At 41.4% G+C, this 13,074-nt stretch carries 10 protein-coding genes; all 10 read left to right on the top strand.

Annotated elements, in window-relative coordinates; translation table 11 throughout:
• The first annotated feature begins 23 nt into the window (after positions 1 to 23).
• The 10 genes from nrfD (at position 24) to K8F54_RS12705 (ending at position 13,061) form a co-directional block, all read left to right on the top strand.
• Entirely contained in the window at positions 24 to 1,472 is a 1,449-nt protein-coding gene (gene nrfD, locus K8F54_RS12750; RefSeq protein WP_290791541.1) for an NrfD/PsrC family molybdoenzyme membrane anchor subunit, read from the top strand.
• A gap of 1 nt (position 1,473) precedes the next feature.
• Positions 1,474 to 2,010 (top strand): DUF3341 domain-containing protein, encoded by a 537-nt coding sequence (locus K8F54_RS12745; protein WP_290791539.1) that lies wholly within the window; start codon positions 1,474 to 1,476, stop codon positions 2,008 to 2,010.
• A 1-nt stretch (position 2,011) separates the two neighbouring features.
• Positions 2,012 to 2,668 carry a cytochrome c gene (locus K8F54_RS12740; RefSeq protein WP_290791537.1) on the top strand — a complete coding sequence of 219 codons (657 nt, stop codon included), beginning with the start codon at positions 2,012 to 2,014 and terminating at the stop codon, positions 2,666 to 2,668.
• A gap of 28 nt (positions 2,669 to 2,696) precedes the next feature.
• Positions 2,697 to 4,034 carry a quinol:cytochrome C oxidoreductase gene (locus tag K8F54_RS12735; RefSeq protein WP_290791535.1) on the top strand — a complete coding sequence of 446 codons (1,338 nt, stop codon included), beginning with the start codon at positions 2,697 to 2,699 and terminating at the stop codon, positions 4,032 to 4,034.
• A gap of 23 nt (positions 4,035 to 4,057) precedes the next feature.
• Positions 4,058 to 5,119 carry a cytochrome c oxidase subunit II gene (locus K8F54_RS12730; protein WP_290791533.1) on the top strand — a complete coding sequence of 354 codons (1,062 nt, stop codon included), beginning with the start codon at positions 4,058 to 4,060 and terminating at the stop codon, positions 5,117 to 5,119.
• Between the two features lie 18 nt (positions 5,120 to 5,137).
• On the top strand, positions 5,138 to 6,964 hold the full coding sequence (locus tag K8F54_RS12725; RefSeq protein WP_290791531.1) for a cbb3-type cytochrome c oxidase subunit I: 1,827 nt from the start codon (positions 5,138 to 5,140) through the stop codon (positions 6,962 to 6,964).
• 249 nt (positions 6,965 to 7,213) lie between these two features.
• Positions 7,214 to 8,236: a Holliday junction branch migration DNA helicase RuvB gene (gene ruvB / locus K8F54_RS12720; protein ID WP_290791529.1), complete on the top strand. Its 1,023-nt coding sequence runs from the start codon at positions 7,214 to 7,216 to the stop codon at positions 8,234 to 8,236.
• Positions 8,237 to 8,457: 221 nt separating this feature from the next.
• On the top strand, positions 8,458 to 9,705 hold the full coding sequence (locus tag K8F54_RS12715) for a hypothetical protein (RefSeq protein WP_290791527.1): 1,248 nt from the start codon (positions 8,458 to 8,460) through the stop codon (positions 9,703 to 9,705).
• Between the two features lie 70 nt (positions 9,706 to 9,775).
• Positions 9,776 to 10,699 (top strand): tRNA epoxyqueuosine(34) reductase QueG, encoded by a 924-nt coding sequence (queG, locus tag K8F54_RS12710; RefSeq protein ID WP_290791661.1) that lies wholly within the window; start codon positions 9,776 to 9,778, stop codon positions 10,697 to 10,699.
• 61 nt (positions 10,700 to 10,760) lie between these two features.
• On the top strand, positions 10,761 to 13,061 hold the full coding sequence (locus tag K8F54_RS12705) for an NADP-dependent malic enzyme (protein WP_290791525.1): 2,301 nt from the start codon (positions 10,761 to 10,763) through the stop codon (positions 13,059 to 13,061).
• The last annotated feature ends 13 nt before the right edge of the window (positions 13,062 to 13,074 follow it).

The raw sequence follows: 13,074 nt of genomic DNA, 5'->3' as shown, positions 1-13,074 counted from the left end.
AACTAAGAAATAGTAAATAAGATATGGCGTCGCATTACGAAGCACCTATAAGAAGACCCTTAGTTACGGGAGATAAATCCTATCACGATGTTACTGTGGATGTGGCCAGACCTGTAGAAGGCAAGGCCAATAGATCCTGGTGGATTGTATTTACAATCGCCCTTGTTGCCCTGCTATGGGGTATAGGATGTATTATTTATACCGTTTCCACTGGAATTGGGGTTTGGGGTTTGAACAAGACCGTCAACTGGGCTTGGGATATTACTAACTTTGTTTGGTGGGTAGGTATTGGACACGCAGGGACGCTGATCTCGGCAGTACTCTTACTCTTCCGACAAAAATGGAGAATGGGAGTTAACCGTTCGGCGGAGGCGATGACTATCTTCTCGGTGATCCAAGCAGGTTTATTTCCTATTATTCACATGGGTCGTCCTTGGTTGGCGTATTGGGTTTTACCCATTCCTAACCAGTTTGGTTCGCTATGGGTGAACTTTAACTCACCATTGCTTTGGGACGTATTTGCAATTTCTACCTATCTATCGGTATCCTTAGTATTCTGGTGGACTGGATTGCTACCCGACTTTGCCATGATCCGTGACCGTGCAATCACACCGTTTACAAAGCGTGTGTATAGCATTTTATCCTTCGGATGGAGTGGACGAGCAAAAGACTGGCAACGTTTCGAAGAAGTTTCTTTGGTTTTGGCAGGTTTGGCTACACCGCTGGTACTTTCGGTACACACCATTGTATCCTTTGACTTTGCTACATCGGTGATTCCGGGATGGCATACTACCATCTTCCCGCCTTACTTTGTTGCCGGGGCAGTATTTTCAGGATTTGCGATGGTAAACACCTTACTTATTATTATGCGTAAGGTGTCGAATTTGGAAGATTATATTACCGTACAGCATATCGAATTAATGAACATCGTAATTATGATTACGGGTTCTATTGTGGGGGTAGCCTATATGACCGAATTATTCATCGCTTGGTATTCGGGTGTTGAATATGAACAATATGCTTTTTTAAATCGTGCTACGGGTCCTTATTGGTGGGCGTACTGGGCCATGATGACCTGTAACGTATTCTCGCCTCAGTTTATGTGGTTTAAGAAACTGCGGACAAGTATCATGTTCTCGTTCTTTATTTCGATTGTTGTAAACATTGGAATGTGGTTTGAGCGTTTTGTTATTATTGTTACATCGCTACACCGAGATTATCTGCCATCTTCTTGGACGATGTTCTCGCCTACCTTTGTAGATATAGGTATATTTATAGGAACTATTGGATTCTTCTTTGTATTATTCCTATTGTACTCAAGAACGTTCCCGGTAATTGCTCAGGCTGAAGTAAAATCAATTATGAAATCCTCCGGAAGCAAATACAAGAAACTAAGAGCAGAGCAGGGAGATGATGCGAATCATTATGATGAAGCAGGGAAAAAAGGATCAACATCTAAAAACAACGAATAATATGGCATCGAAAGTGATTCACGCTATTTATAACGACGATGATATCTTATTACACGCCGTAAAACAGGTACGTAATGAGCACTACCATATTGAGGAAATTTATACACCTTTTCCGGTGCATGGGCTAGAAAAAGCAATGGGCTTGGCCGATACACGTATTGCAATCACCTCGTTTCTTTATGGACTCGTAGGACTTGCTGTATCCATTGTGATGATGGATTATATCATGATACAAGATTGGCCACAGGATATTGGAGGAAAACCGAGCTTTAGTTATATAGCAAACATGCCGGCTTTTGTGCCAATTATGTTTGAAATGACCGTTTTCTTTGCAGCACACCTTATGGTAATTACCTTCTATATGCGAAGCAAACTTTGGCCATTCAAAAAAGCCGAAAACCCGGATGTAAGAACAACCGATGACCATTTCTTAATGGCAATCGACGCAGGACAACACGATGTGGATGCCCTATCAAAATTCTTATACGATACAGGAGCGTTGGAAATTAGTATAATTGAAAAAGAAGAAGACCACTAATATGAGAAATAGTATAAACATAGGTATTGCTTTAGTTGCTTCGGTGCTATTGGTTTCTTGTTTTAACAATAATAGCCCTAATTATCAGTACATGCCTAATATGTATGAGCCGGTTGGATACGAAACCTACGGAGATTACGAAATTTTCCCAGATGGGATGGCAGCCATGTTGCCTGTAGATGGATCTATTCCAAGAGGATGGCAACCCTATAATTATGAAAATTCAACCGCAGGATTAGAATTGGCCAAAGCCGAATTGAAAAGTCCAATTCCTGTAACGGAAGCAAACTTACTAGCCGGCGAACAATTATATGCGATTTATTGTGCTGTGTGTCATGGAAAGACAGGTGATGGTCAGGGGATTTTATCGCAGCGCGAAAAGTTCTTAGGAATTCCAAGTTATGCGGACCCCGGTAGAAATATTACCGAAGGGGGGATTTACCACGTTCAAATGTACGGCCTTAATGCCATGGGATCACATGCATCTCAGACCAATGAATTAGAACGTTGGCAAATTGGCCAGCATGTGCTAAATTTAAAGGCAGCCCTGAAAGGCGAGCCGGGATTGATGACTCAAGTGATGGATTCAGCACAGGCCAATACGCTTACGGCGACCGAAAATACGATGACTGAAACAACAGGTTCAGAACAAGATTAATTAAAGAATAAAGAGAATAGCTAAAGATATGTATACGCTACCAAATAAATTAAAACTGTTTGCGATCATTTTTATGGTGGTTGGTGCCATTGGTATCATTTCAGGATTTCTTACTACTCCAAGCACCACTGCCGAGGTTAAAGAAATGATGGCTGCGCACGGCGATAGTCACGGTGAAATTGCCGAACAAGATGGAGATACGCATGCTGTTAATGCTGAAGCCGCAGGTAATCATGAAGAGGCGGCTGTCGATAGTGAAGAAGCTCACTTATTGCATACGCTGCACCAATTGCAAAACAAACCTTGGTCTGCGCTATATATCGCCTGCTTTTTCTTTTTTATGATTGCCTTGGGTTGTTTGGCATTTTATGCAATCCAATGGGCATCACAAGCAGGATGGTCACCGGTGCTCTTTAGAGTAATGGAAGCCATCACAGCGTATTTAGTGCCGGGAGGTATTATTATGTTTGTTTTGTTAGCCCTTTCCGGATTGCATATAAATCACCTGTTTGTTTGGGCAGATCCCGAAGTAGTGGCACATGACAAATTATTGCAAGGAAAAGCCGGCTGGCTAAATGGTACAGGGATGCTTATTAGAGCGGCCATCTTCCTTGGCGGGTGGATGTTGTATCGTCATTTTGCAGTTAAGAATTCAAGAAAAATGGACGACGCAACCGACAACAGGTTGTTCAAGAAAAATTTTAAGATATCAGCAGGATTTTTGGTGTTCTTTATCTATACTGAATCTGTCATGTCGTGGGATTGGATAATGAGTTTCGACCCACACTGGTTCAGTACCCTATTTGGATGGTATGTATTCGCCGGTATGTTTGTTTGTGCTATCACGGTAATAGCCATGATAACTATCTACTTAAAATCTAAAGGATATTTAGAGTTTGTAAACAACAGTCATATTCATGATCTGGCAAAATACATGTTTGCTTTCAGTATCTTCTGGACGTATTTGTGGTTCTCACAATTTATGTTGATTTGGTATGCAAATATTCCTGAAGAAGTGACGTATTTCGTAACGCGAATTGAAGACTTTAAATTACCTTTCTTCGGAATGGTAGCCATGAACTTCGTATTCCCAGTTTTGTTATTAATGAACAGTGATTATAAACGAGTTAATTGGTTTGTGATCCTCGCCGGAATCGTGATCTTGGCGGGACACTATATAGATGTTTATTTAATGATCACTCCTGGAACGGTAGGTACTTCATGGAATATTGGAATTCCTGAAATAAGTTCCGTATTGTTTTTCTTTGGTCTCTTTGTATTTGTTGTATTTACAGCACTTACAAAAGCACCATTATTAGTGAAAAACAATCCGTTTGTAAAGGAGAGCAAGAATTTTCATTATTAATTAATAGTTAGAGATAGATAACGATGACCGCATTTTTAGTTGTATTAGTAATCATTCTTTTTGGAGTTGCCATTTGGCAAATGGGCAAGATATTCGAAATGTCCAAAGCCAAGCAATCAAATACCTCCGAAATAGCCTCCGATAAAGACAATAACATTAACGGATGGTTAATGTTGGGCTTTGTCCTGTTAATTTATTTGATACTTGCCATTTGCTTCTGGAAATGGTTCGATGTATTGCTGCCTGATTCTGCTTCTGAACATGGGGTTGGAATTGATAACCTCATGCTGGTCTCTATGATCCTTATCTTTTTTGTAGGTATCATTACACAGTGGTTATTGCATTATTTTGCCTTTAAATACAAAGGAGAAAAGAATAAAAAGGCTTTGTTCTATGCCGATAACGACAAATTAGAATTTATCTGGACCATCATTCCGGTAATCGTATTAGCGGGATTAATTATCTATGGATTGTTTACGTGGTCAGATATTATGAACATTGATACCGATGACGATCCACTGGTAGTCGAATTATATGCCTATCAATTCGATTGGCGTGCGCGTTACGGTGGAAATGATAATACCTTAGGCGAAGCCAATGTTCGTTTGATTGAAGGAGTAAATCAATTAGGAGTGGATGCTTCCGACCCCAACGCACAAGATGATGTTATCGTAAACGAATTGCATTTACCGGTAGGTAGGAAAGTAGTTTTCAAAATGAGATCTCAGGATGTATTACATTCAGCATATATGCCTCACTTTCGGGCACAAATGAACTGTGTCCCCGGGATGATAACGCAATTTGCATACACACCAACAATCACTACGGAAGAGATGCGCCAAAATGACCATATTGTTGCTAAAGTTGCTAATATCAATGAATTACGTCAAAAGAAAAATGTCGATTTAGCGGCAAAGGGCGAAGAGCCTTTAGAACCTTACGAGTTTGATTATATGTTACTGTGTAATAAGATTTGTGGAACCAACCACTATAATATGCAAATGAAAATTATAGTTGAATCGGAAGAAGATTACAAAGCTTGGATGGCCGGTCAAGCTACCTTGGCCCAAACCCTAAAACAATAATAAAATAGCTTAAAAGATATGTCAGCACACGAACACGACCACGCAGAAGATCACCACGACGATCACGGGCATCATCACAAAGAGACATTTGTAACTAAATATATCTTTAGCCAAGATCACAAAATGATTTCCAAGCAATACCTCATCACCGGTTTGTTCATGGGAATCATAGGTATTGCCATGTCGCTTTTATTTAGATTGCAATTGGCTTGGCCTGATCACCAATTTACAATTTACGAAATACTTTTAGGTAAATGGGGTGAAGGAGGCGTGATGGATCCAAGCGTCTATTTGGCCTTGGTTACGATTCACGGTACAATTATGGTGTTTTTCGTACTTACTGCAGGTTTAAGTGGTACGTTCAGTAACCTGTTAATTCCACTTCAAATTGGAGCACGTGATATGGCATCCGGCTTCTTGAACATGATCTCTTACTGGTTGTTCTTCCTTTCGAGTGTATTTATGGTATTGTCGCTATTCGTAGAGGCAGGTCCGGCATCAGCAGGATGGACCATTTACCCACCTTTAAGTGCCTTACCGCAAGCTATTCCCGGATCGGGTGCAGGAATGACCTTATGGTTGGTGTCTATGGCTATTTTTATTGCTTCTTCTTTATTAGGAGCATTAAACTATATTGTTACGGTATTGAACCTACGTACTAAAGGAATGTCCATGACACGACTTCCACTTACTATTTGGGCGTTTTTTGTTACGGCAATCATTGGGGTAGTGTCCTTCCCGGTACTACTTTCGGCTGCGTTAATGTTGATTATGGATAGGAGTTTTGGAACTTCCTTTTTCCTTTCCGATATATACATAGCAGGAGAGGTGTTGCACAATCAAGGGGGATCTCCGGTTTTGTTCGAACACCTATTTTGGTTCTTGGGACATCCCGAAGTTTATATTGTTATTCTTCCGGCGATGGGTCTCGTTTCTGAAATTATGGCAACCAATTCCCGAAAACCCATCTTTGGTTATAGGGCAATGGTAGCTTCAATTTTGGCGATTGCATTTCTTTCGACCATAGTATGGGGACACCATATGTTTGTTACAGGGATGAATCCGTTCTTAGGTTCGGTATTTACATTTACCACCTTATTAATTGCAATTCCTTCAGCAGTAAAAGCCTTTAACTGGATAACTACCTTATGGAAAGGAAACCTCCAAATGAACACGGCCATGCTGTTTTCAATTGGCTTTGTTTCTACCTTTATTTCCGGGGGTCTTACCGGAATTATCCTAGGAGATAGTGCATTAGATATAAACGTTCACGATACGTATTTCGTTGTAGCTCACTTCCACTTGGTAATGGGTATTTCGGCGCTGTATGGCCTTTTTGCAGGGGTATATCACTGGTTCCCGAAAATGTTCGAGAGTAGAATGATGAATAAGAAATTAGGCTATGTACACTTCTGGATAACGGCTATCGGTGCCTACGGAATTTTCTTCCCGATGCACTTCATTGGAATGGCTGGTTTGCCAAGACGTTATTATACCAATACCAATTTCCCCTATTTTGACGATCTAGCCGATGTGAATGTAGTGATTACTATCTTTGCCATTATTACAGCCGCCGCACAGTTGGTCTTCTTATACAATTTCATCCACTCTATGTTCTACGGAAAGAAAGGGCCTAAAAACCCATGGAACTCTAACACCCTCGAATGGACTGCAGAGATCAAACACATTCACGGAAACTGGGACGGTCCAATTCCGCATGTACACCGCTGGTCTTATGACTATAGTAAGATGAACAAAGACGAAACCGATTATGTAATTCCTGGGCAAGATTTTGTACCACAACATATTCCGTTGCAGGAAAACGAAGAAGAATTACATCATTAAACTTGAAAAATTTATCCTAAAAAACCCTTTCATCACTGAAAGGGTTTTTTTGTACGGAAAAACTAGTAGGAATCGAGGGTTCACATTCAGGATATTTACCTAATCGAAATTTTTTTAACAGTTAAAATTTTACCGGTAAGAGAGAACGAAAAGCAATAGAGATAATAGTGCTACAGAAGCAGTTTTTTGTTTTTGAATCGCATTTAAAATTCTATTCGAGTGTAGCGATTCGATTCGTATATTTGTGATATGAACGAACACCTAGATGCAAGCGGAGACGAGTTAACTCCTCAAGAACTCGAAATAGAGCAAAAACTGCGACCTCTTAGCTTCGATGATTTTACGGGTCAGGACCAGGCATTGGAAAACCTGCAGGTGTTTGTACAAGCTGCTAACCAACGTGACGAAGCATTAGATCATACCTTGTTCCACGGACCTCCCGGTTTAGGGAAAACGACTCTAGCCTATATTCTTGCAAACGAATTGCAAGTGGGTATCAAGGTTACTTCCGGACCAGTTTTGGATAAACCGGGCGATTTGGCCGGGCTGCTCACCAACCTCGATGAACGCGATGTACTCTTCATTGATGAAATCCACCGTTTGAGCCCCATTGTCGAAGAATATTTGTATTCGGCCATGGAGGATTACAAGATCGATATTATGATTGAGTCAGGTCCGAATGCTCGTTCGGTACAGATCAATTTGGCACCATTTACCTTAGTAGGAGCAACAACACGTTCCGGCTTGCTAACGGCACCTATGCGAGCGCGATTTGGAATTTCATCGAGATTACAATACTATACCACCGAATTGTTGACTACAATTGTTCAGCGAAGTGCCGGAATATTGAAAGTTCCTATCTCCATGGAAGCGGCTATTGAGATAGCGGGGCGAAGCAGAGGAACCCCTCGAATTGCAAATGCTTTACTAAGGCGTGTTCGTGACTTCGCTCAAATAAAAAGCAATGGAGAGATCGATATTAAAATTGCGAAATTTGGTTTAGAAGCCTTACAAGTAGATGCACATGGCTTAGATGAAATGGATAACAAGATCCTATCTACCATCATCGATAAGTTTAAAGGTGGCCCGGTAGGAATAACCACCCTTGCCACGGCCGTTTCTGAAAGTGCGGAAACCATTGAAGAGGTATACGAACCTTTTTTGATTCAACAAGGTTTTATTATGCGAACCCCGCGTGGTCGTGAAGTAACCGAAGCAGCTTATAAACACCTTGGCAAATTAAAAGGCCCAACTCAGGGCGGACTTTTTTAACCCTCTAGGTGGGTTCCACAATGACCTTACAAACTTTATAGATTTAAATTCTTCAATAATCATGTGTAATTGCAAAAATAGCCGTCATTTAAAACGAAGCCAAGCACCTTGATTTTTCTAAGTTAAAAAATGGAGTAACTTATTAGAAAACAAAAATATAGCTTATTTTTAATGGTATAAACTTGAATGAAATTTCGGTCTCATCCATTAATAGCAAAGCCATGAAAAAATTAATTATTTCACTTACGTTGGGAACCTCAGCCCTGCTAGGCTGTGGCGGAAACGACGACGGAGGTAGTTCGGGGAATTACCCACCCAATGATTTTGCCCTTCTAACAGTAGCAAACCAATCGGAGAATGTGGACAGAATGCCACAGCTCAGTTGGGAAGCTGCCATTGATCCAGACGGAGATGCGGTTACGTATTCATTGTACTTACAAAAGCTTTCGGAAGAAGATCAATTAATTGCTGATAATCTTCCAACTACTGAATTTCAGTTGACGACACTTCTTTCGCTTATTCAAGAATATTCATGGTACGTGGTGGCCAAGGACGGCAAAGGCGGTGAAACCGCTACATTGCCTTTCTTTTTTACAACTCGCAATATTACCCTAGGCCAGCAAGTGAATCCCGCAGCTGGTTTTGCGCCAAGGGGCTTTCACGCAACCTTTACTTTCCAGAACAAATTGTTTTTGTTGGGGGGTCTGGATTTTAGCGACCAATATAACGATGTATGGTCCACCCAGGACGGGGCATTGTGGGTCAACGAAACCCCGGCAGCAGCTTTTGGAAAGGGAGATAGTTTTTCACTAGTAGAATTAAATGATAAAATGTATCTCATTGGTGGCAACTCCTCCAATGGGGTGTCTGATGATGTATGGTTTTCCAATGATGGGGTTGGTTGGACTCAGTTGCTCAATAATGCACCTTTTGGGCCTCGGATTACGGAAAGCGCCACCTTAGACGATAAAATTTGGGTCGTAGGGGGCTATAACACTTCTTTTTTTAACGATGCTTGGGTAAGCCAAGATGGGGGAACATGGAATGTTGCTACTCAGAATGCAGCCTTTACGGCTCGAGCCTTACACCAATTGGTATCTTTTAAAAATAAATTATGGGTCATTGGCGGTGGACTACCGTCATTAGCATTTCAAGATGTTTGGTCAAGTTCTGATGGTATTTCTTGGCTAGAGGAAACCTCTTCAGCAGCCTTTGGGCCTCGTTTTGGGCATATAGTTGTACAATACGATGGAAAGCTCTGGCTTTTCGGGGGATCGGATGATTCCACAACACCAGTGCCGTCCATTTGGTACAGTGAAGATGGGGTTATCTGGAACGTGGCCGTTGCCAATTCTCCCGCTTTATTAGATCGTACCGGATTTGAAGTAACGGTATATAAAGATAAAATTTGGCTCACAGGCGGCAAAGTGGGCTCTGCCTTAAAGAATGATGTTTGGATGTTTGAATAATGATTCTCATAATTTGTCGATATTTTAGGAAAGTTGAATTGGGTATTGCTTGTTTTAGTAATTTTACGCCATCAGCTTAAAAGAAGAACATACCCAACTTATAAAATCCGAAGCCAAACGCCTCGGATTTCTTTCCTGTGGCATTAGCAAAGCTGAATTTTTAGAAGAAGAAGCTCCTCGCTTGGAGCAATGGTTAGAACGACAAATGCACGGGGAAATGCTATATATGGAAAACCACTTCGACAAGCGGTTGGATCCCACAAAACTGGTTCCCGATTCGAAAAGTGTAATTTCCTTGTTGCTGAATTATTTTCCTTCAGAAACCCAAACTGAAAACAGTTATAAAATTTCAAAATACGCCTACGGAACCGACTACCATTTTGTGATCAAAGACAAGTTGAAACACTTGATGGAATTTATTTCCGAAGAAATAGGGGAGGTTCATGGACGTGCCTTTGTCGATTCGGCTCCTGTATTAGATAAGGCCTGGGCAGCAAAAAGTGGGCTCGGTTGGATAGGAAAACACAGCAACTTACTCACCAAACAGGTGGGATCCTTTTATTTTATAGCCGAATTGATCCTAGATTTGGATCTGGAATACGACAGTCCGGTAACCGATCATTGTGGGGGCTGTACCGCCTGTATCGACGCCTGCCCCACCGAAGCGATCGTAGCTCCCTATGTGGTAGATGGCAGTAAATGCATCAGCTATTTTACCATTGAGTTAAAAAATGAGATACCTTCGGACGTTCGAGGACAATTTGACGACTGGATGTTTGGCTGTGATATCTGCCAAGATGTATGTCCGTGGAATCGTTTCAGCAAAACACATAACGAACCACTGTTCAATCCAAAGCCCGAATTACTTTCCTTGGTTAAAAAAGATTGGGAAGAGATCACCGAGGATGTTTTTCAGCGATTATTTCAGAAAAGCCCTGTGAAGAGAACTAAATTTTCAGGCCTACAACGAAACATAAACTTCCTGAAAGATTAACGGGGAAAATTTCTTCATTTCAGCGATCCTTTTACCTTTGTAATTACGATTAATCACTACTATGAGCAAACAAAGCAGACGTCGCGAAGCATTACTTTATCACGCAAAGCCTAAACCGGGTAAGATACAGGTAGTACCTACCAAAAAATATGCTACCCAAAGAGATCTTTCCTTAGCCTATTCCCCCGGCGTGGCAGAACCCTGTTTGGAGATTGCGAAAGATGTTAAGAATGTCTATAAATATACGGCCAAAGGAAATCTTGTAGCGGTTATCTCAAATGGTACTGCGGTGTTGGGTCTCGGAAATATTGGTCCTGAGGCTTCTAAACCTGTAATGGAGGGCAAGGGCTTGCTGTTTAAGATTTTTGCCGATATAGACGTTTTTGATATTGAGGTGAATACCGAAAATATAGATGAATTTGTCGCTACTGTAAAAAATATAGCACCCACCTTTGGCGGTATCAATTTGGAAGATATAAAGGCGCCCGAAGCTTTCGAAATTGAGCGTAGACTTAAAAACGAATTGGATATACCCGTCATGCACGACGATCAGCATGGGACGGCTATTATTTCGGCAGCAGCTTTGTTGAATGCTCTTGAAATAACAAAAAAGAAAATAAAGGATGTTTCCATAGTGATAAGTGGCGCAGGTGCTGCCGCTGTTTCCTGCACACGTTTATACAAAGCCTTTGGAGCTAAAGCTGAAAATATTGTGATGTTGGACAGCACCGGGGTGATCCGAAAAGACCGTGAAGGACTTTCAGAAGAAAAAGCAGAATTTGCCACGGCGCGAAAAATAGACACATTAGCTCAGGCCATGAAAAAGGCCGATGTCTTTGTAGGACTTTCGGTAGCAAATATTGTAACCCCTCCAATGCTCAAAAGCATGGCGAAAAACCCCATAGTCTTTGCCATGGCAAATCCGGATCCTGAAATTGAATACGAGTTGGCTGTAAAAACCCGGGATGATATTATTATGGCGACGGGACGGAGTGATCATCCCAATCAGGTAAATAACGTTCTTGGTTTTCCGTTTATTTTCAGAGGTGCCTTAGATGTTCGTGCGACCAAGATCAACGAAGCTATGAAAATGGCTGCGGTAAAGGCCTTGGCGAATCTAGCGAAACAACCTGTTCCGGAACAGGTAAATATTGCCTATGGAGAGACCAAATTAAACTTTGGGAAAGACTATATAATTCCGAAACCGTTCGATCCAAGATTAATTGCCGCGGTGCCTCCAGCAGTAGCAAAAGCTGCTATGGATAGTGGCGTTGCCACCGAGCCGATTTCAGATTGGGAAAAATATGAAGACGATTTATACAATCGTATGGGGAGCGATAACAAGATTGTTCGCTTATTGATTAATCGGGCCAAAACCAATCCCAAGCGTATTGTTTTTGCAGAAGCCGATCATCTGGACGTATTGAAAGCAGCCCAGATTGTCCAGGAAGAAGGCATTGGAAAACCAATTTTATTGGGAAGAAAAGATGTTATCCATGAACTCATGGAACAGATCGATTATGAAGCCGAAGTTGAGATTATCGATCCTAAAAGTGATGAGAATCTCGAGAAATTGAATGCCTATGCCGAACTATTTTGGAAAAGTCGAAGACGAAGCGGCATTACCTTGTATTCGGCCCAGCGGTTAATGCGTGAACGAAATTATTTTGCGGCCATGATGTTGAACGTTGGCGATGCCGATACCATGATCTCCGGCTATTCCCGATCATACCCATCGGTAGTGCGTCCTGTCTTGGAAACGATTGGCAGATTTGAAGGTGTAAACAAAGTCGCTACCACCAACTTGATGCTGACCAAAAGAGGTCCTTTGTTCCTTTCGGATACCTCTATTAATATTGACCCAACTGCTAAGGAATTGGCCAAAATTGCCCAAATGACCAACTATACGATGAAGATGTTTGGCCTTGAACCTGTGATCGCAATGATTTCCTATGGAAATTTTGGATCGTCTAAAGATCCCCATGCCACTAAGGTGAGGGAGGCGGTCGAATTACTTCATAAATCGAATCCCGATATGATACTTGACGGTGAATTGCAGACCGATTTTGCGTTGAATCCTGAAATGCTCCGACAAAAGTTTCCTTTCTCCAAGTTAGCGGGTAAAAAGGTGAATGCATTAATATTTCCGAATTTGGATTCGGCGAATAGCAACTATAAATTATTGAAAGAGCTAAATAATGTAGAATCCATTGGGCCTATCATGTTAGGGATGCGTAAACCGGTTCATATCCTTCAATTAGGTGCGAGTGTAGAAGAAATTGTGAATATGGCAGCTGTTTCGGTAGTAGATGCACAGCAAAAGGAGAAAAGAGAACGAGAGTTGGCAAAGGCTAAGAAGTAGTCGATATTTTCAT

The organism is Altibacter sp., assembly GCF_019913785.1.
GTDB lineage: Bacteria > Bacteroidota > Bacteroidia > Flavobacteriales > Flavobacteriaceae > Altibacter.
This window is presented reverse-complemented; position numbering and strand designations above follow the sequence as displayed.